The following is a 21028-nucleotide window of genomic DNA, read 5'->3' on the forward strand; positions in this document are numbered from 1 at the left end:
TTTCAGTAAGTTTCATGTCATTTAGACAGTAAATGACTCTATATGCTCAGATAACACTATGACTATGTATCTGAGTTTTAAAAATCTCATCGATGAGAACCCGCAGCGCACCCTGTGGAATGTTCACCTGGCGTCTGAACATAGCGATGAGGCAATACCCGTGTCTATCTCCCTGCCCACGGGAGAATATAGTCTTGTGCAAACATCCGTCTCGAGCCCTGAAAGCGAGTCTTTTTATTGCGCCCTGGAGCCTATAGAGAGCCTGGCAACCCTGTGCGCCGTGACCCGTAGCGGAGCAGACACACGTCTATGGTACGCCCCGCACCTAGCTGGCACCCTGGAGCAGGTACTTGAACAACGTGGAGCGTTGAGCCTTGAAGAAAGCCTGAATTGCGCTCTCGCTCTGAGCGGCGCCCTTGAATATCTGCACTCTCGGGGAGCGGCACACGGAAGGCTCACAGCTGATTCGGTTCTGCTGAATCTGCACGGTGAGCCGGCGCTGATACATGCCCTCTACGCGCCCGATGAGCAGGAGCCCGTCAGCGTCCAGGAACAGCGCGCGGCGGAGGACGCACGAGCCTGCGCAGCGCTACTGTGGAAAGCCCTCACGGGGGTAGAACCCGGGGCAACCCACGAGCGCATCCCCCTACCCCTGCATATTGATTCTCAGGGTGAGAGAGGAGAGATCGAGAGAAACGAATTTATTATTGAGCTGGCTCATATTCTGGAATCCATGCTGGATGCTGAACAGCCGCAGATTCGTGCGCTGAGTCAGCTGCTGCAGCACATGCCCTCTTGCCTGAAACCTGCGCCCATTAACGCCTATAGTAGTGCTCCTGAGGATATCCGGTCGAGGCTAATTCTTGAATCCGGTGTACCGGCTGTGAAAGGCAAGAAGAGAGTAGGAACCGGGCAGCGCGTACCTCACCGAAGGCTGAAGTCTGAGGGGAAGAAGGGGCGTAAACCAGAGAAGGGATCGTGGGCAGTTCTCCTGAGCCTGGTCGCGGTGATTGCTCTTGCGGGCGCTGTGCTATCCACCAGGGCAGTCCCCATGCCTTGGAGTCTATCGCCGCAGAGCATAGCCCAGAGTACAGATGGTAGCGAACAGAGCTTAGATAGCGAAGCGCAGAGCCAAGCCATTATTCGTAGACTCTTGGAAGAACGAAACCGCTGGCTGCAGGTGGAGGGTAAAGAAACCATTCGACTCGCTGATACCACCATCATTGAGCAGAATCGAGAACGCATTGAGAGCGTGCTGATTATTGAATCGGACTATCACGCCAGCGATGAAGAAATTGCCCGCGAAAAGCTACAGGTCGCTGAGGGCAAGACTCGCCAGCGAGTACATTGCGTGCTGCTTTACGAGAACGGCTCCTGGCGTATCCACAGCATTAATGCCATTGACTGGGAAAAATAATATAGCAAAAGCGCCGATGCACTCATTAAGAGTACATCGGCGCTTAAGCTACCTAGGTAGTCAAACCTCAAGGTGAGTTATGGGATTAGAGACCCAGCTCAGCCTCGAAGTTTGCCTCCTCCAGGCGGGTCTTGATGGTGTGCAGGAAGCGACCAGCGTCCGCACCATCAACCACGCGGTGATCGTAGGTCAGGGACAGGTAGCACATGGAGCGGATAGCAATGCTATCGTTGCCATCGATGTCCTTGACAACCATCGGGCGCTTGACGATGTTACCGGTACCCAGAATTGCCACGTTGGGCTGGTTGATAATCGGGGTATCGAACAGAGCGCCGAAGGAACCAATGTTGGTGATGGTGAAGGTGGAACCGGACAGTTCTTCCGGAGCGATATCGCCGGTGCGTGCACGGCCACCCAGATCGCCAATAGCCTTTGCCAGGCCACCAATGCCCAGATCGGAAGCGTTCTTGATCACCGGAACGAGCAGACCCTTGGGGGTGTCCACTGCAATTGCAATGTTCTCTGCTGCGGGGTAGGTGATCTGCTTGAGATCCTCGGTCATGGTTGCGTTCAGTGCGGGGTGCTGCTGCAGAGCCTCGGTCACTGCCTGTGCGAAGAAGGGCAGGAAGGTCAGCTTTGCGCCCTCGCGAGCTGCGAAGCCGTCCTTAGCCTTCAGGCGCAGTGCTGCAACGCGGGTCATATCCACTTCGGTGACCTGGGTCAGCTGGGTGGAGATGTCCAGGGACTCGCGCATACGCTTTGCGATAACCTGGCGGATGCGTGCGGTCTTCTCGACGGTGCCGCGCTTGGGGGAAACCTCGAAGGTGTGAGGTGCCTTTGCGGAGCCTGCTGCCGGTGCTGCTGCAGCCGGTGCGGGTGCTGCTGCGCCCTTAGCTGCGATTGCAGCCTGGACGTCCTGCTTGCGGATACGGCCGCCAACACCGGTGCCCTGAACGGTTGCCAGGTCGATGCCGTTGTCCTTAGCGAGCTTACGAACCAGCGGGGTTACGTATGCTTCGCCCTCAGCTGCTGCGGGAGCCGGAGCTGCGGGAGCAGCGGGAGCCGGTGCAGCTGCGGGAGCTGCCGGTGCTGCTGCTGCGGAAGCGTCGCCGATGATAGCCAGAACCTGGCCAACCTCTGCGTCCTCATCTTCCTGAATACGGATTTCCAGCAGGGTACCTGCTACGGGGGAGGGAACCTCGGTGTCAACCTTATCGGTGGAAACCTCAACCAGGGGCTCGTCAACCTCAACCTGCTCGCCAACTTCCTTCAGCCAGCGGGTGATGGTGCCCTCGGTTACGGACTCGCCCAGTGCGGGCAGGATAACTTCCTGACCCGCTGCTGCGCCTGCTGCGGGAGCGGGTGCAGCTGCGGGAGCCTCAGCAACCGGTGCCGGTGCTGCGGGAGCTGCCGGTGCGGGTGCTGCAGCTGCGGCGGGAGCAGCAGGAGCTGCTGCAGCGCCGGAGCCGTCGCCAATGATAACCAGAGCAGCGCCGACCTCGACGTCCTCATCCTCTTCAACCAGGATCTGCTCAACAACGCCTGCTACGGGCGAGGGAACCTCGGTGTCAACCTTATCGGTGGAAACCTCAACCAGCGGATCGTCAATAGCAACGGTGTCGCCGACGGAAACCAACCAGCGGGTAACGGTACCCTCGGTCACAGACTCGCCCAGTGCGGGCAGTTCTACGGTATGGGACATATTTCTTCCCGTTCTCCTTGTGAATGCTTGAACTAGAAAAATTTCGGGGTTCAAACGTGCCGCCGCGCCATTAAAACCGGCATCAGCCAGCAGCACGGCGACACGTTTAATCACCCTGGTTCGCCAATGCTTTTCAGACATCTAGAACCACTAGGTATAGGCGGCTATTAGCCGTGCAGCGGGGTGCCGTTCAGAAGCATCGCTGCCTCGCCCAGGGACTCGTTCTGAGTCGGGTGAGCGTGGATGAACTTCTTAACATCCTCGGGGAATGCTTCCCAAGCAACCCACATCTGAGCCTCACCAATCTGCTCGCCCATGCGCTTACCGATTGCGTGAACACCAATGATGGGGCCGTCCTTCTGACGGACAACCTTTACGATACCGCCGGTGCCCAGGATGGAGGACTTACCGTTACCAGCCAGGTTGTACTCAGCGGACTCAATGTTCTCAGCGCCGAACTTCTCAGCAGCCTTGGGCTCAGAGTAGCCCACAGATGCGATCTCGGGCTCGCAGAAGGTCACCTTGGGGATGTTAACATCCTCAACAACGGTCGGGTTCAGACCGGCGATTTCCTCAGCAACGAAGATACCCTGCTGGTAACCGCGGTGTGCCAGCTGCACGCCGGGAACAATGTCACCAATAGCGTAGATGTTGCCCACGCCGGTGTGCAGACGCTCGTTAGCCAGAACGAAGCCGCGATCCATGGGGATGCCCTGCTCCTCGTAGCCCATACCAGCGGTGTTGGGGCCACGACCCACAGCAACCAGAACGATCTCAGCCTCGAAGACCTTGCCGTCAGCCAGGGTGACCTTAACACCGTTAGCGTCCTGCTCAACCTTCTCGAAGAGGGTGCCGGTGTTGAACTTAATGCCGCGCTTCTTGAACTCGCGCTCCAGAACCTTAATGATTGCCGGATCTTCGTTCGGAACCAGGTGGGGCAGACCCTCAATGATGGTCACCTCAACACCCATGGAGTTCCACATAGAAGCAAACTCAGAACCAATCACGCCACCGCCGAGCACAATAGCGCTCTTGGGCAGGTAATCCATCTGCAGAGCCTCGGTGGAGGTCAGGATACGACCACCAATGGGCAGACCGAAGGTCTTGGAAACGGAACCGGAAGCCAGAACAATGTTCTTACCCTTGTACTCAACACCGTTTACGGTGATGGTGTCGGGGGCGGTCAGCTTGCCCTCGCCAGCGATAACCTCGACGCCCTTCATCTTCAGCAGGCCGGACAGACCCTTGAACTTGCCGTTGACGATGCCGTCCTTGTAATCGCGAACCTTGCCCATTTCGATGGACTGCAGAGATGCGTTCACGCCGTACTTCGCTGCGTTGCGGGTCTCCTCCGCCAGTTCAGCTGCGTGCAGGTACGCCTTGGTGGGGATGCAGCCGGTGTGCAGGCAGGTGCCGCCGACCTTTTCCTTCTCAACCAGGCCGACAGTGAAGCCCAGCTGGCGAGCGCGCAGTGCTGCAGAGTAACCTGCGGAACCGCCGCCGAGGATGAGGATGTCAAATTCTTGAGCCACGATGTTGCTCCCTTGCATAGGTTATGGGGCACTGTTTGTACCCCTGCAATGAGTTCTTTTGGATGCACCCGCCCATCTGCCGCGAGCACAGCGCAAGCGCTGCACCTGTCGAGTAGACAGAAAGGTACTTACTACAACAATACCGCTTAATGTATATTCCTGAGTAATCGAATCGGGATTTAAGGGAATAAATCAGTAAATAAGTTCGTAATAGGGGTCTGAACCTTCGCTCATCAGGCTCTTATGGTGTGACTTCGTGGGTGAGTGTATGAGGTTTGGGCTGTGTTTGAACTCTTGAATGTGTGCAAAAGTTTCTAAGGCTGGGGCACGATGCGGGAGAAGGACATGCGCGAATGCTTTTTCCTCGGACAGGAACCCAATTTCAGAAATTCTCACACCCACGAAGGTCAATCTCCGCAGCGGTGCCGCAACTACGCACCCACATAACTCGCATACGAACTTAGATACACGATGAGGGAGTATTGAGCGTCAGACTCAATACTCCCTCACCATCAATGACTAGGTACTGAAAAGTACTAGAATCGATTACTCAGCGTAGGATGCTACAAAGTTCACCAGAGTAGCAGTACCGAAACCGGTACCCTCCTTCGGAGTGTAACCATAGGGTGCCTTCTCATTGAACGCAGGACCGGCAATATCCAGGTGTGCCCAGGGGATACGCTCACCCTGATCGTTCTTGCCAACGAATTCACGCAGGAACAGACCGGCGACCATTGCGCTACCATAACGCTCACCCATATTGGCAATATCAGCCACGGGAGTGTTCATGGAGGAGCGCAGGTAGGACTTCAGCGGCAGAGGCCAGTAGTCTTCACCGGCTGCCTCGCCCGCATCCAGCACGCGAGTGCGAATCTCGGAGTCACCCATCAGAGCAGCGGTGCGCAGACCCAGGGCAGCCATTGCCGCACCGGTCAGGGTTGCAATATCCACAATCACATCGGGTTGAGACTCGGATGCCAGAGCAATACCGTCTGCCATGACCAGGCGGCCTTCGGCGTCGGTGTTCAGTACCTCAACGGTGCGGCCATCGCGCATGGTCAGTACATCTTCGGGGCGCAGCGCATAACCGCCGGGCATGTTTTCAGCCAGGCACAGGTAACCGGTGACGGCTACGGGCAGGCCGAGCTCAGCAATTGCCAGCACGGAGTGCAGTACGGAGGCAGCGCCAGCCATATCGCACTTCATAGTGGTCATGGATGCTGCGGGCTTGAGAGAATTGCCGCCGGTGTCGAAAGTGATACCCTTACCGACCAATGCCACGTGATGCTGTGCACCCTCGGGGCGGTACTCCAGAACAACCAGCGCGGGCTTGCGCACGGAGCCCTGACCCACGCCGGCGATACCGCCGAAGCCGCCTTCGAGCAGCTGGTCATAGTCGTAGACGCGAGCCGATACGTCGGGCAGGTCTTCAACGAGTTCGGTGGCTACTTCCGCGAAAGTTTCGGGGTACAGGTGCGAAGGCGGTACGTTGACTAGGGTACGGGCGCCGTTGGTTGCCTCGCCCAGGATCAGGCCGCGCTCCAGCGCCTCTTCAGCAGAGTCACTCTCCAGCTCGGTGGCGATGAGTACGGTCTGCACGCCGGGCTTGAGGGAGTCTGCGCTCTTGACCTTCAGGCCTTCTTCGGTAAAGGAACCCAGGGTTGCGCCGAAGGCTACTGCCTCCAGCTCACGGGCGGTGGTCACGGGCAAATCGAAGGTGACTTCTTCCAGATCGGACAGCTGGCGTACTGCCGAACCTGCAGCGTAGCGCAGGGCGTCGGCGCGTTCGGTGTCATCTTCGCCGGGCGCGCCCAGACCGATGAGTACCAGGATGCCTGCATCGGAGTCTTCTACGCCGGGCAGACGCACGAGCTGGTCTGCGCTACCGGTGACGTTGAGGATTTCCAGCAGTTCGCTAACACCTTCGGCGGTGTCTTCGGAGAGGTGATTCGGTGCCAGGGTTGCGCCGTCCTCGCCGGAGTAGACGCCGATAATCAGAGCGTCAGATTCCAGGGCAGACAGGTCAGTCGGTGCCAGAGCAAAAGTCAGCGACATAGTGTACTCCTTTGATACGTTGATATGACAGATATGTACTCCAACTACCACTGTACACCCAAAGACAGGTGCCGCGCACCACAAAGGTGCGCGGCACCGAGATAAAGTTATACGGCGGGGGAATCCCCGGGGTCCTGCGAGCGCGGTGGACGCTGAGCGCGAGAGTCATAGGGATGCTCATCCAGGTACTGCTCAAAGAACACACCAATCTGATCCCTGGAAGGCACCTTATCGGCGTCCCTTTGTGCCAGGGTCATGGTGGAGGCGGCGGCACTTTGGTAGTTTGCGTCGTAGCTTTCCTCCAGGGAGGTGACCATGCGCGCGACTTCCGGGTTTGCCTGCACCTGAGCGTTGATTTGCTCATGCACGCTGCGGGAAGCCTCACGTACCTCCTCAGTGGGTAGGGAGAGATGCGCCGCGATACTCACGTGCTCCAGGGCGGTCAGCAGACCCTGAGGCAGGTCCGCCTCGGAAATATATTGGGGGATATTGACCGCGAATCCGACGGTGCCAATGCCTCGCTCGATCATTTCAAGTTCGAGCACGCTGCCCATGGAAGCCCGCAAATCTGCCTTGGGGTGCCACATGGAAATCCCTTCCATCAAATCTTTACGGGATCCGTGTGCGGTGACGGGGAAAGCACGAGTGTGCGGCACAGGCATGGGGAATGCGGAGACGAAAAGCACCAGGGAGGGGCGGATTCGCTCCACAATATGCATAACAGCCGCGCGGAATCGACGCCATTGCAGGTCCGGTTCTGCACCGGAGAAGAGGAAGAAAGGCTGGTCCAGGGCGTCTTCTACCAAGTGCATTTTCAGGGTGGGCAGGCGCAAATCTTCGTAGTGATCCTTGTTATAGAAGACGCGCGGCGGGCGCTCACGGTAGTTGTGCAGCTGGTCCACGTCGAAGGAAACGGCGGGGATACTCTTGAGATTTTGTAGCAGGAAGTGCCCCATTTGGCCGGCGGTGGAGCCTGCGTCGTTGGGGCTGGAGAGAGCGATGACCAGGGGTAGGTTGTGTACTCGAGGGTCGTCGAGAAGGCGTTCATTGGCGGTGTATATACCCTTGGGGTCTAACATGGTCGCTCCCTTCTGATTCTGTGTGTATTCCGCTGATCTGGTACGGGGCGGATATACGACCTGAACCTATAACTCTAGTCTATCGCGCGTGAATTCCGCATGCTCTATGTACTGGCTTTGCAATCAGTGAACAGCTGGGGGCGTAGAAGGGGAGAGGCTTCGTGGATGCGTGGGTTTTGGTACTTGCAGGGGAGCGTCGGTTTGTCATAAAGCTGCAGAAAACGTCATAATTCACGCTATTATGCGTAATAAAACTGCTAAAAATAGTACATTTACCTGTGGATAACTATCTATTTGATAGAAAACGCCACACTTATCCACAGATTTGTTCAAATAGTCTTTAAGGGCTCTATAAACCTGCCAACATTGAGACATGAAGGAAAACATTGAATACCAGAAGTACCCAAACCCGTCCGAAGCCGCAGTCACCGAGCAGGTAAATCAGCTCGAACTTGCACACAATCCTGAGTCGAAGACCCAGAAGAAGAGCCAGGTGAAGGGTCAGTGCGCCTCCCGAAAAACCGCCGTCGCTGGCTCTCAAAAGGCAGGAGAGAAAAAGAAAAACAAGGAAACCACGGTCGTTGGCGAAAGCGACACCATTCAGCTGATCGTACACACCCTGGGCTACTACCCGGAAAACTCCACCGTATTCCTGGCAATGAGCGATAACCAGGTGGGGCCGATTATGCGTATGAACCCGCGTCGTGAGATTGACTCGACCGCCGACTACCTGAACCTTGCCACCAGCATGCTACCCACCCGCTGCCACGACGGAAGTATCGTGAACTCCTTTATCATGGTGCACTTTGGCCCCGTCAGCCCCGTGTACGTGCCCGCCCTGGACGATGACCATTCGCAGGTGCGCGAACTCGCCAGCTTCTTCGATACTATTTTTGACCGCACGGTCACCAACGACCTGGCGTGCATTCTGTGCATTGCGGTTGCTGATCATGCCTACGCCGTGCTGGACGAAGAAGGAAAAGTAGCCGTCAGTGAGCCTATAGCAGCCAGCCGCTACGATATGCAGCAGTTGCTGGATGTGCCCGCCCCCGATAATGACAGCGCCTCCCACTGGGATAAAATTCTAGTGGACTCACGCCGAAGCAACGAGCCCGAAAGTACCCGCGATTGGTATAGCGCCTGCTCCTTATGGAATATGACCTACTCCCAGGAATACGCTTGCGTCTACGAGGGGCGCCGTGTGCCCTATAGCAGCTATAGCGCCCAGCGAGCCACCGAACTCTGCTATTGGGACGCAGCCATTGAAGCCGTATCGCGCCTGCTCGCACCCTATCGTCAAGATAAAGATCGCGTGCTGGGGCGTTGGGAAGAGCTAAGCGCAGAACTTGGAGACAGCATGCGCCTGGTTCTGCCGCCCGAAATTATCGCCTACCTGCTCAATACCCTGGACTACGCCTCGGTAGAACCGATAATGTACGCCGCGGCCCGTTCCCTGCCCGCAGCCCTGGACTATCTAACCACTCAGGAACAGGGACTCAAGCAGACCCTCGAAGAGACCCTCAAAGACTATGAGCAAGCGGGTCTTGAACTTCCCGCCGACGCACCCCGCCTGGACGATTTCAAACAGCGCGCACCCGGCGAGAATATCTGGAACGAATGGGAAGAAGACCTAGACCTGATTGAACCCGTAAGCTACGGCAGCGTGCTTAGCCACAGCGATCGAGCCATGCCCGAAACGTTCCGCCACTCCTTCGCTGCGGTGGCAGCCCCCATGCCCGCCGTGGGTCATCAGCGAGTGCGCTGGATGGATTGGGTGGCACGCACCCACCGCCGCGCGCAGAAGTGGGCTGCCGATATTGCCGCGCGGCCCGCCTCCTCTCCCAAGAATACGGTGGAGCATAATGCTCAGGAACTGGTGTATGCACTCAGCGGTCGCTCCTGCCGACCTGCCCCTGCGTGGAAGCGCATTGAGGCGTTTGAAGCGCTGCTGACCCTCATGCTGCCTCTGGTTCAGGGGGAGGCGCTGAGCGGGGTGCGCCAAGCGCAGGCGTGGATTAACTGGCTCAAAGGTAACGGGCAACTGGCTCATGCCCTGGTGTGCTGCTCCACGGCCATCTGCCCGGAAGAAAGCGTCACCGCTCATATTCTGCGCAATGAATTGAGCGCCGAGGTGGCACGAGACCGGGACCGCCGCTATAAGGGACACCTGCACCTGAGTGCCGTGGGCGTCGACGATCCGCAAGTGACATGGGGATCATAAGGCACAGCGGGGAATATATGGTGCAGACTCTATAGCGCTCCTACCCTTCGCTAACACGCCCAAGGGGTGCCTTAGTCTACTCAAGGCACCCCGTGTGGCATAATAGTATATGACCCCGGAGAGTCTGCGCTGGCACGCGCACCCGGGCGCACGCATCAGAAGCTTCTGCCTCAGGCGGCTATAGACTCAGACTATAGCCGCAGAAATACAGCAGAAACGCGGGAATAAAGAGCAACGCCCAGGCGTTATACCCTCACCGACCCCGAGAGTCTCATGCGGTCTAAGCGCCCCAAAGACTTGACAGGGTCTTAGGTGTTTTGCACCCAAAACACCATCACACGAGCGAAGAAAGGGTTCTGCGTGGCAACCAAGAAGACCACCGCCTCCGCCGCTACCGAAGCAGCAACCGAAGAAACCCCCGTAAAGAAGACTGCACCTCGCAAAACCGCAGCAAAGAAGACCGCCACCAAGGCAAAGACCGCAGCAGCCGACACCGAGGCAAGCGAAGCGGCAGCCAGCGAAGAAAAGCCCAAGCGTACCCGCAAGAGCACCGCAGGCACCACCGCAGCCCCCAAGCGCAAGGGCGGCCGTAAAAAGAAGAGCGAAGAAGACGAATTCGACCTCGACCTCGAAAACGACGAACTGGACACCGAAGGTGAAGACGTCGAAGACGAAGCTGAAGAAGACGAAGCAACCGTAGCCAAAAAAGAAGAAAAGAAGGCAGCAGAAGAAGTAGCTGCCAAGGGCTCCGGCTTCGTGCTCACCGCAAGTGACGACGACGATGCACCCGCCCAGCGCGTGGTCACCCCCGGCGCAACCGCCGACCCCGTCAAGGACTACCTCAAGCAGATCGGTAAAGTCTCCCTGCTCAACGCACAGCAGGAAGTCGAACTGGCACAGCGTATCGAAGCAGGTCTGTACGCAGAGCACAAGCTCGCCGAAAACCCCGATATGGACCGCCAGCTCAAGAAGGAACTGCGCTGGGTCATCCACGACGGCAAGCGTGCTAAGAACCACCTGCTCGAAGCGAACCTCCGACTGGTCGTTTCCCTGGCAAAGCGCTACACCGGCCGCGGCATGCTCTTCCTGGACCTGATCCAGGAAGGTAACCTGGGTCTGATTCGCGCCGTGGAGAAGTTCGACTACTCCAAGGGCTTCAAGTTCTCCACCTACGCAACCTGGTGGATCCGTCAGGCAATCACCCGCGCAATGGCAGACCAGGCGCGTACCATCCGTATCCCCGTGCACATGGTTGAAGTTATTAACAAGCTCGCCCGCGTGCAGCGCCAGATGCTCCAGGATCTGGGCCGCGAACCCACTCCCGAAGAGCTCGGCAAGGAACTGGACATGCCGCCGGAGAAGGTCATCGAAGTACAGAAGTACGGTCGTGAACCCATCTCCCTGCACACCCCGCTGGGTGAAGACGGCGACTCCGAGTTCGGTGACCTGATCGAGGACTCCGAGGCAGTGGTACCCGCCGACGCGGTCTCCTTCACCCTGCTGCAGGAACAGCTGCACTCCGTGCTGGACACCCTCTCCGAGCGTGAAGCCGGCGTGGTGGCAATGCGCTTCGGTATGACTGACGGTCAGCCTAAGACTTTAGACGAAATTGGCAAGGTCTACGGCGTTACCCGTGAGCGTATCCGTCAGATTGAATCCAAGACCATGTCCAAGCTGCGCCACCCCTCGCGTTCGCAGGTTCTGCGCGACTACCTGGACTAATCGGGTTCTCTGGGCTCTCCCTGTGAGAGTTGAGGCTTAAGATAAACTCCCGACACTTTTAGATAAGTGTCGGGAGTTTTTTTATGTGGATCAGAGGCTATTAGGGTATTTCATGACGCCGGAGGCGTACAAACTTCGCGGTGCTCAAACATTGCTCCGCTCGCTCGTTGTCGAGGCTGGCTTGAGTTATGGAGGCTGTGCGAGCTTCGCAAAACTGCGCGCCGATGCTCGTTTCTTGCCTCCGGCTTGAGGGAAGAAACTGTATTACACCAACTCTACACAAGCTGAGCCAAGTAGCGTTGCGCCACAGCGCGGATATCCTCAGCACCGCGCAGGCGGGTCAGAACCGACTCCGGGACGGACTCCAGCAGCTGCGGGTAGCGTACGCACAGGAAAAGACCCGTCAGCGCCGCAGTGGAATCAGAATCGGAATCCACACTCGCGGCAGAATTGAGTGCTTGCACCAAGACACGCTCAGCGGGCATAGAATCCATAGATTTTTCGGCTTCTAGAGCAAAAGCAATAGCCAAAGATAATACCGTGGTGGCACGCCAATCATTACCTGCACGTTCAGCCAGCTCAGCTGCAGACGCATCGCTTAGGGCATTATCCAGAGCCTCAATGCTCAGGGTGGCGCTCCCCGGAATGGAATCCATTGAGGCAATGTGCTCACATAGCTCACGAGCAATAGTCACAGCATCCCGCAGAGAACCCGACGCGGCTCCCGTGACCTGCGCCAGAAGCTCACGCACCGTCAGAGCGCAGGCAACAGCCGAAGCCAGCGCCTCCGGGTGCCCATGAGTCAGAGCCGCAGAACGAGCCGCCAGCAACACCACCGTCTGCTCAGTAGCAACCGGCAGGAACCCCAAAGCCGCAGCACGCACCAGAGCACCAGAACCCAAAGCATCAGGGTTCATATTCTTAGACACCGACTGCATCTCACCGCTGAGCAAAGCCTCAAGAGTCGCCTGACCCGGCCCCTGACGATCATGCAGAGACTCCGCAGAATCAATCTCACGGTCCAAAGAAAAAGGTGCATTCTCCAGCAACTCATAGCCCATGCCGCGCACCCAGCGCAGATACGCAAGCCACAGGCATGCCAGCTCATCGGCAGCAACACCGCGATTATTCCACTCCAGCACCTCGGTCAGAGCATCCAGTGTATAGCAGAGCAACTGCGTATCATCGCTAAAAATCAACTCGGATGCGTTACTCAGAGGCAGGTTCTCAGAGGTAATCTCAGCAGCGGGCAGCAGCTCCACCGGGTAGCCGGCGGCATCCCCGGCAGCGGCACCCAGCAGAGCGGACTCAACCGCAGGACCAAAGGCGGGCGAAGAGGCCAGGGGAGTGGAAGTACATTCAGTCATATACCCATCATACGGGGTGTATCCATGAGTGCGGGAGCGGTGTGAATACGGCTGATTCGAATCATGACGACATACGCCACACTCAAAGCCGGTGCGTGCCATACTAAGACTATGAGAATATTGCACACCTCCGACTGGCACCTGGGACGAAGTTTTCACGGCAGCAGCCTGCACACCTACCACGAGCAATACATCGCCGAGCTCGTGGACTATTGTCAGCGTGAACAGGTTGATATTCTGCTGGTTGCCGGCGATGTGTACGATAGCTCAACCCCCTCCATCCAAACCGTGGAGCTACTCTCACAGGCCCTGACCCGGCTCAGAGCCGCCGGGGCGCACATCGTGCTCTCCGCCGGTAACCACGATTCGGCAAAGCGCCTGGGCTACCTCTCCGAGCTGCTCAGTGCCGCCGGGGTACACCTGCGCACCGAACATACTCAGGCATGGGAGCCGGTAATCCTGAGCGCCGGGGAGCAGAGCGTGGCAATCTACGCGATTCCCTATCTGAGCCCGCGATATGTAGCCTCCCAGCTCAACGTTGTCGGCACCCACGAGGCGGTGCTCTACGAGGTCATGGAACGCGTGCGCGCCAACATTGCCCAGCGCGCCGAACGCGGGGATAAGGCGCCAAGCATTGTGCTCTCCCATGCCACTGTGAGCGCCAGCGGCCACTTTGACCCTGCCGACCGTTCGGACTCGGAACAGGCTATCACCATTGGCGGTGTGGATATGGTGCCCGCCAGTGTCTTTGAGGGTGCCGATTATGTGGCGCTGGGGCATATTCACAAGCGCTACGCCGTAACCGATACCATCCGCTATAGCGGCTCACCCATTGCCTTTTCTTTCTCCGAAGAATCCTACAGCCACGGCGGCTACCTGATCGATTGTGAGGACGGACAGCTGAACGTGCAGGATGTCCTCTGGGAGACCCGCATGCCCTTGAAAACTCTCACCGGCGCCCTGGAGGATCTGCTCTCCAACCCCGAATATACCGAGTACGAGAGCGGCTATTTCTGCCGTCTGATTGTACGCCAAGAAGAACGCCCCGCCCACGCCTACGACAGGCTGCGCGAACGATTCGAACAGATTTCAGATTTCCGATTTGAATCCACCCTGGCACCCGCACCCCGGTCCGTGCAGGCACGCAGCAGGGTAGAAAACACCGACCCCATGGATATGTGCGAAGAGTTCATGGAACATATGCGCTCGCGCAGACTGGCGCCGGAGGAAAAAGAAATCCTGAACGATATTCTCGATAGCGTGCTGCACGCTGAACCCGCCGAGACCCGAAAGGAGGCATAATGCGCCTGCATGTCCTAGAATTCTCCGCTTTTATGTCCTACCCCGGTGAAGAGCGCATTGACTTCGACGCGCTGAACGATAGCGGTATGTTCCTGCTCTCGGGCCCCACCGGCGCGGGCAAAACCACCGTACTCGAGGCGCTAAGTTACGCCCTCTACGGGCAGACTACTAGCGGCAGTCAGGAGCGCGACCCCAAGGCGCTCGCCTCCACTTTCGCTGACTTTTCCAATAAGAAGCTGGTGCCGCGCGTGTACCTGGACGCCACGATTAATGGTGTTCGTGTGCGCATTGAGCGTTTCCTGGAATTTCAGCGCCCGGGCAATAAAAATGCGACCGCTTCCAAGGTCGAGGTGCTCTCTTTAATCCCCGGAGCCAACCCGGATCTACCCGAATCCTGGCAGCTGCAGGCGGCAAAAGCTAAAGATGCAGGTATCTACCTGGATGAGTTGATTCAGCTCAGCCGCGAGCAATTCATGAAGGTGATTCTGCTGCCCCAGGGTGAGTTTTCACAATTTTTGCAGGCTCGTAGCGATGAGCGTCAGGCAATGCTCGCCAAGCTCTTCCCCGTGGATATCTACTCCAAGCTGCAACAGGAGCTGGAGGCGCGCGCTAAGGAGCAGCGTCAGGCGGTGGGTGAGCTACGCGAGAGTATGCAGACCCTACAGCAGCGCGCTGTAGATAGCGTGGCTGCCGCGGAAGAGAATGCTCGGGATATGAATCCTGAGGGGACGGAGGGTAGCGCTCAGAGCGGGGATAATCTCGAAGAAGTAGAAGCCCTCAATCCGGCTCCCTCTCTCAATCCGGCACAGCTGAACGGTGAAGAATTTCTGGCGTGGCTTGATACGCGCCTTGATACCCTGGACAGCCTTGCCCATCAGCTCAAGGAGACCCAGAGCCTCTACGATACTCGCGAGAGCGAATACGCCCAGTCTATGCAAGCTGCCCGCGAGCAGATCCGCGTGCGTACCGAATACGCGCAGCTTGAACAGGAACGCGCCGCTCATCTGGCACAGAGCGATAGCGTGCGCAGCTATTCGGAGGCTCTGGCTGAGCATGAGCGCGCTCTGCCGGTATCTCGTGCCGCGGAGGCTGTCAAGCAGTCGATTGCTGAGCTAAAGGGCGCCTATGCCAACTTCGATTCGGCAGCACTGGCGCTTCAGCAGCAGGCGGCAGGCTACCCCGCGCTGGCTGAGCTGAGGGAATCCCATCCCGAGCAGGGGGTAATAACCTGGGCGGCTGGGTTGGATAGCGCGCGTATATCTCCGAGGGATGTGTCTCGTGAGACTCTGCACCAGCAGCTGAGCGCCCTGAGCGTTACGCGTACTCACCTGCAGCAGCTGCGTGCCCTGGAACAGGACCTGAATAATGTTCAGTCTCAGCTTTCCCAAGCACATCGGGAAGTGACCCAACACCAGCAGACTGAAGAACAGCTGACGACGAACCTGACGCAGGCTGAATCTCAGCAGCTGCAGGTTCAGCAGAGCATAGCTGAGCTGGCTAATGCGCCCGTGGAGCTCAGCCGCACTCAGCTCGAATATGAGCAGGCTCGTCAGGCACTGGAAGCTGCCCAAAAGTACACTCGCGATCTGAAGGGTGCTGAGCAGAGCTACGCGCAGGCTCAGCAGACAGAAGCCAACGCTCTGGCACAGGCATCCTCGGCTGCTGCTCACCTGGCGCAGCTCTACTCCGCGCGCATGTCCTATGCCCGCTATATTCTGGCGGCGGAACTAAAGCCCGGCGAAGCCTGCTCGGTATGCGGCTCCCACGAGCACCCCGCTCCCGCTCAGTTGCAGGATGCCGAAGCGGGTCTGCAAGAGATTACCGAGGCGACCCTTGAAGCTGCCCGAGCAGCGAGTGAGAGTGCCAATGCAGCTCATTCCCGCGCTGTTCAGGCGCTGGCTGCAGCAACCACCACCGTGGAGGCATTGCGTGCAGCACCCCTGGATGAAGCCGCCGCGGCTCAAGCATTTACTCTGGCTCAGAACGCTCTACAGCAGGCGCAGGTGCGCGCCCAGCAGCTGGTTCAATTTCAGCAGAGCCAGCAGCAGCTCCTCGAGCTGATTCAGAGCCTAACTGTCCAGAAGCACGCTGCTGCTCAGGCACTCGCGGGTGCTCATAGTCGCGGTGAGCAGCTTGCCCAGCAGGCGCAGCAGTTGGAAACTCAGCTGCAATCCCAGAGCCTGAGTATCACTATCGCCCAGCGCATTCAGGCACTGGATATGCTCTCCGCAGCTCTGACTCAGATTAGCGATATTCAGCAGGAGCAGATTATCCCCGCCGATTTCATGTTCGCTAATCGTACGGATGAATTGGAGCAGGTTCGTGCGATCAGCGGCTACGCAGAAATTGACGATGCCCTCGCTAAGGTTCTTGAGCCGCAGGTTCACGCTGACTATACGCGTGCTGTCACCAGCTGGACCGAACAGGAACACAAACTGCAGGCGCGTGCCGAGCGTGAGGATATTCAGCGTCTGGTCGCCCAGCTAGAGAGCGAAGCACCGGTAGATAGCAACGATCCCTACTCGATTGAACGCTACCGAAACACCCTGGCGCAGCTCGAAGAACTGAGCCATGAAAACTCCGCTCAACGCACCCGCTACGCTCAAGCATTCGGCGCACTCAACGCCCAGCTGAACGATATTCAGCAGCAGCGAGCAGAATACATGCGCCTGCGCGAAAGCAGCTCAGAAGCCCTGCACCGCGAGGAACTCTACGAGAACCTTGCCCGCGCCATCGTCCGCGGCGAAAGCGACACCGGTCCCCACCGCAGCGATCTGGTCAACTACGTACTCGGTATTGAATTTAGCCGCGTGCTCGAAGTAGCCAGCGACCACCTGCAGCGCATGAGCAACAACCGCTACCGTATGGTGCTGCACGACCGCAAAGAAGGCCGCACCCACCAAGGCGGCCTGGGCATCGACATGCACGACCAATGGAACGACCAGCACCGCGAAGTACGATCCCTCTCCGGCGGCGAATCCTTCCTCGCATCCCTCGCGCTCGCCCTGGGACTGGCAGAAGTCGTGCAATCGCGCAGCGGCGGCATCGAAATGGACACCCTCTTTATCGACGAGGGCTTCGGCAGCCTGGACCAGGACAGCCTGGACTCCGTCATGGACGTGCTCGAACATCTACGCGATAACGGCCGCCTGGTCGGTCTGATCTCCCATGTGGACAATATGAAGGAGCGCATCGACACTCAGCTGGTTGTCACCAAAACGCCCAGTGGCTCCTCCCTAGAGACAATCATTGGCTAAAGACAAGCAGCCGCCCCGGCATATCGCGCGCGAGCGAGTAAAATAGGGGAGAAGCACAGCCCGTTCGTAAAGGTAAGAATGTCCGTACTGCAACCGCACCCGGCGGAACCGGAACACACCCGCCGCGCAGCAACCGCCGCGCCGGATAACACCAAAGTTCCGCGCGCCCACACCGTGGATATGACGCGCCGCCCCATTCCCCTGCGCGAACAGGGCGGCGTCTCCCAGCCGCTATCCCTGGAGAACGTGCTGGATATCGGCCTGTGGACAACCACTCGCCAAACCCTGAGCGGACTCTGGAACGAGCTGCGCCAGCGCGCTCCCGAAGCCGGCCACGCCATCCGCGCAGTGGGTCTTGGCAATGTACTCGGCACGCTACTGATGCACCTACCCGTGATCATGATCAGCATGACCCTGTACATGATGCACGCCCTGCTGCTGGGCAGCGCGCACGATGCGGGCTACGCCGTGAGCGCCTACGTGGTCTCCGTCGGTCTGGCTGTGCTCCTGGATCCGATCGTGGTGCGCTGGCTGGGCACACGAACCGCCATGGGCTCCAGCGCCTTTAATAATATGGTTGCCGTCAGCTACCTGCTCTATATGGTGTTCAAACTTGAACGGGATTCCACCCAGGTGGGTACTTTTGAGATGGCGATTAGTATTATTGCCGTGGGTATTAGCACCCCAGTGTGGGCGACCCTGAACCACGAGCGTAAATACGGTGCCTCCAATATCCGCATGAATGACCGGCAGCTTTTCGGTATGGCGGTCATTGCGAACTCCGTGAACCTCGCCGTGTACCCCCTGGCGGTTGGTGCCATGTACGGTGCCCAGCAGATTGCACTGAGCGTTGGCGGGGTGCCCGCGCAGAACTTCCTGGCTATTTACGGCGGTCTTATTACCGTGCTGCTGCTGGATCTGACGATGGTGCTCACCTCAGTGTTTAAACCCTCGAAGGTGCCGGATTCCGCGCCCTCCACCGTGCCCGCATACCGTCGCAGTCTGCTGTCCTCCAGTACCATCGTGAGCCAGAAGAACCTGTTGTCCGAGGCACCCTCCGGTGCCATGCCGGGCGATACGAGTGTGCACCTGCTGCTGGAAGATAAGGAAATGCAGAAGCAGGCGCAGCGTTTCGCCCTGGTGGTTTCCCTGGGTCTGGGTCTACTGGGGATCTGCCTGGGTGCTATTACCTCGGGCACGCTCAGCTACGCCATGACCAATAATATGGTGCGTGAATTCCCGCAGCTCATGTTCATTATTGCCGGCGCTGCCTGGGTTGCGGCAATTCCGGTACTGCTGACCAATATGCGCCTGACCCCCTGGGTTGGCTGGGTGCTCTCAGCCATGGGTCTGATCGGTACTTCGCTGATGCTGCCCACCACCCAGGATCATATGAAGATGGCGCTCTTCTTAGGCCTGTACGGGGCGATGCTGGGTATCGCAGCGGCGGGTCACCTGCAGACCCTGAGCCGTTTGGATATGGTGCTACCGCACGCCAAGATATTCATTTTTGCCGGTTTTATTACCGCAGTTGGTGTGCCCGTAGGATCCATGTGGGGCGGTTATCTGGGTGATAGCTCCTATCACTCTAATGCCTTTATGGTTCCCGTGTGGGCATCCTGCGCATACCTGCTGCTCGGTCATGTTTTTGGGTACCTTTGGCGCTCTTTCTACGAGCCGCACCTGGAACCGCTGGACCCTGAAGACTAATATGTATATATGCTGAAGGCTCCCCGTACGGTACGGGGAGCCTTCAGCTATCTCTTTGTATACTGCACCGTGTTTTGCGGATGCTGTTGTTTATTGGGGGCGTAGCGTTATTGCGTTGAACGTTATTGTGTTGAACGGGCGCCGTGTTTAAACAGCGCTATCGGCAGAAGCCGCATGAGCCAAAGCCGCACGACGGAACACACCACTGGTCAGCGCATTCACATGATCACGACCCGGTAGCATTAGCAACTCAGCAGGGCGGTTCGCCGCCTCCAAAGACTGAAGTAGCATGGGAGTATCAGCAGCAATAGAATCCTCGTCCCCAGCAACCAACAACACAGGGACGGCAGGCAGACGGCCCGCGCTCAACTCCGCAGCCAGAGGAGCATAGGGCAGCGCCACAAAATCAGCCAGTGCACGGGTCTCAAGAATAGATCCCGAGAGAATCGGCTCAAAAGCCTGCTGCGCCTCATCACGCACGCGCAGCTGCGACTCGCTCAGAGACTCAGGGCTAGCATTGAGCAGCACATCCAAAGCATAAAGATGGTCATGCACCGGCAAGCCACCCAGCACCAGCGATACCACACGCTCAGGGTACAGAGTGGACAGCTCCCACGCGGTGCGCGCACCAAAAGAAAAACCCATCACATGAGCTGCAGGAAGAATTTGCATTTCAGCCGGACCACCTGAATGAGCGACTGCATCGGGGACCTGCTCAATCAGATGAGAAAGGGCACGAGCATACTCAGCCAACATATTCTCATGCTCATCCACCGGCACAGACCCCGAAAGTACAGCGGTACCCGCCGGAAGCTTCGCATCAAACTCCACCGAATCCTTAATAAAAGACTCACCGTGGAATGGGAAATCCACCAGCAGCACTGCATACCCGGCACGCACATATTGACGCACCCAGCCCGTCGCACCAAAAAGCTGCAAACCTGTCGTCGCGAACCCATGCAGAAGGACAGCCGGGTGAGGCTGAGTGAGCTGAGCCGGAATAAAAAGACGATATTCGACAGGCGGCAGTGAGTGGCCACTATGGGGAATATGAGAGTGCTGAACCATACTCACATCATACCCCTGAATACATTCCTCTCACCCAATCCGGCAAGGCTACGGCGCTGAATCCGGCAAGGTTGCGGATTCCAATCCGGCAAGGCTGCGGCTGGCTATCCGGCAAGGCTGCGGCAAAAACACCCGCATGGGATGAGCCTCTTCAGCCCAGGCAAGAAACACACGCAAGCGAACCCGGAAACACTACCCCCCAAAGGCTCACCCCATGCGCAAAAACCACACCAGAACCAGCAAACAACACCAAACACTCAAAAATCTCGTAATAATCTGTCATAAATACCACCCCGCTGCCAAGCTCCGCTACCCTGAAACAGTGCCCTAACACACTTCCAAAACCCTAGGACACACACCGATAAATTACCCAACCACACGCAAAGGAGCACCCCGTATGTCCCTACCCCCATTCAACCCGGAAGAACACCCCTCACACCTGAACCACCAGGAACCTAAAGAAACCCCCGAAGGACCCCGGCCGCTTAGCCGCCGTGATCTGCTCACCTTTGGTGGCGTATCTGCTGGTCTGCTGGGCGGATTCTGGCTAACCGGCTTTATTCCCCAGTGGTTCCAAAAAACCGAAACAGACGCAC

General features: G+C 57.9%; 13 protein-coding genes. 7 read left to right on the forward strand and 6 right to left on the reverse strand.

The window, feature by feature from the left end; genetic code table 11:
* Nucleotides 1–58: 58 nt before the first annotated feature.
* Nucleotides 59–1417 carry a hypothetical protein gene (locus Q4P78_RS03060; RefSeq protein WP_303338846.1) on the forward strand — a complete coding sequence of 453 codons (1359 nt, stop codon included), beginning with the start codon at nt 59–61 and terminating at the stop codon, nt 1415–1417.
* Between the two features lie 85 nt (nt 1418–1502).
* On the opposite strand, the gene sucB is transcribed toward Q4P78_RS03060, so the two are convergent.
* The 4 genes from sucB to Q4P78_RS03080 all read right to left on the reverse strand — a co-directional run bounded on the left by sucB (nt 1503) and on the right by Q4P78_RS03080 (nt 7785).
* On the reverse strand, nt 1503–3119 hold the full coding sequence (gene sucB / locus Q4P78_RS03065; protein WP_303338847.1) for a 2-oxoglutarate dehydrogenase, E2 component, dihydrolipoamide succinyltransferase: 1617 nt from the start codon (nt 3117–3119) through the stop codon (nt 1503–1505).
* A 167-nt stretch (nt 3120–3286) separates the two neighbouring features.
* The gene (gene lpdA / locus Q4P78_RS03070) at nt 3287–4669 is read right to left on the reverse strand and encodes a dihydrolipoyl dehydrogenase (RefSeq protein ID WP_303338848.1); all 1383 of its coding nucleotides are present in this window, start codon (nt 4667–4669) and stop codon (nt 3287–3289) included.
* A 528-nt stretch (nt 4670–5197) separates the two neighbouring features.
* Nucleotides 5198–6706 (reverse strand): leucyl aminopeptidase, encoded by a 1509-nt coding sequence (locus Q4P78_RS03075; protein WP_303338849.1) that lies wholly within the window; start codon nt 6704–6706, stop codon nt 5198–5200.
* Between the two features lie 107 nt (nt 6707–6813).
* On the reverse strand, nt 6814–7785 hold the full coding sequence (locus Q4P78_RS03080; RefSeq protein ID WP_303338850.1) for a proteasome assembly chaperone family protein: 972 nt from the start codon (nt 7783–7785) through the stop codon (nt 6814–6816).
* Between the two features lie 373 nt (nt 7786–8158).
* Between Q4P78_RS03080 and Q4P78_RS03085 the strand changes: the two genes are divergently transcribed.
* Nucleotides 8159–10006 carry a hypothetical protein gene (locus tag Q4P78_RS03085; RefSeq protein WP_303338851.1) on the forward strand — a complete coding sequence of 616 codons (1848 nt, stop codon included), beginning with the start codon at nt 8159–8161 and terminating at the stop codon, nt 10004–10006.
* Between the two features lie 360 nt (nt 10007–10366).
* Nucleotides 10367–11728: an RNA polymerase sigma factor gene (locus tag Q4P78_RS03090; RefSeq protein WP_303338852.1), complete on the forward strand. Its 1362-nt coding sequence runs from the start codon at nt 10367–10369 to the stop codon at nt 11726–11728.
* Nucleotides 11729–12003: 275 nt separating this feature from the next.
* On the opposite strand, the gene Q4P78_RS03095 is transcribed toward Q4P78_RS03090, so the two are convergent.
* Entirely contained in the window at nt 12004–13095 is a 1092-nt protein-coding gene (locus tag Q4P78_RS03095) for an ADP-ribosylglycohydrolase family protein (protein ID WP_303338853.1), read from the reverse strand.
* Between the two features lie 111 nt (nt 13096–13206).
* On the opposite strand from Q4P78_RS03095, the gene Q4P78_RS03100 reads away from it, so the two are divergent.
* The 3 genes from Q4P78_RS03100 (at nt 13207) to Q4P78_RS03110 (ending at nt 19364) form a co-directional block, all read left to right on the forward strand.
* Nucleotides 13207–14397 (forward strand): exonuclease SbcCD subunit D C-terminal domain-containing protein, encoded by a 1191-nt coding sequence (locus Q4P78_RS03100; protein ID WP_303338854.1) that lies wholly within the window; start codon nt 13207–13209, stop codon nt 14395–14397.
* On the forward strand, nt 14397–17654 hold the full coding sequence (locus Q4P78_RS03105; RefSeq protein WP_303338855.1) for an SMC family ATPase: 3258 nt from the start codon (nt 14397–14399) through the stop codon (nt 17652–17654). Before Q4P78_RS03100 ends, Q4P78_RS03105 begins: the two co-directional genes overlap by 1 nt.
* Nucleotides 17655–17732: 78 nt before the next feature.
* A complete protein-coding gene (locus tag Q4P78_RS03110; RefSeq protein WP_303338856.1) occupies nt 17733–19364 on the forward strand; it encodes a hypothetical protein in 1632 nt (543 codons plus the stop codon).
* 147 nt (nt 19365–19511) lie between these two features.
* Here Q4P78_RS03110 and Q4P78_RS03115 read toward each other — a convergent pair whose 3' ends face one another.
* The gene (locus Q4P78_RS03115) at nt 19512–20432 is read right to left on the reverse strand and encodes a S9 family peptidase (RefSeq protein WP_303338857.1); all 921 of its coding nucleotides are present in this window, start codon (nt 20430–20432) and stop codon (nt 19512–19514) included.
* 397 nt (nt 20433–20829) lie between these two features.
* Here Q4P78_RS03115 and Q4P78_RS03120 point away from each other — a divergent pair.
* Nucleotides 20830–21028: hypothetical protein (locus Q4P78_RS03120; RefSeq protein WP_303338858.1), on the forward strand; the 199-nt coding region annotated here is incomplete at its 3' end.

Origin of the sequence: Rothia sp. (in: high G+C Gram-positive bacteria), from assembly GCF_030540545.1 — a bacterium.
Lineage (GTDB): Bacteria > Actinomycetota > Actinomycetes > Actinomycetales > Micrococcaceae > Rothia.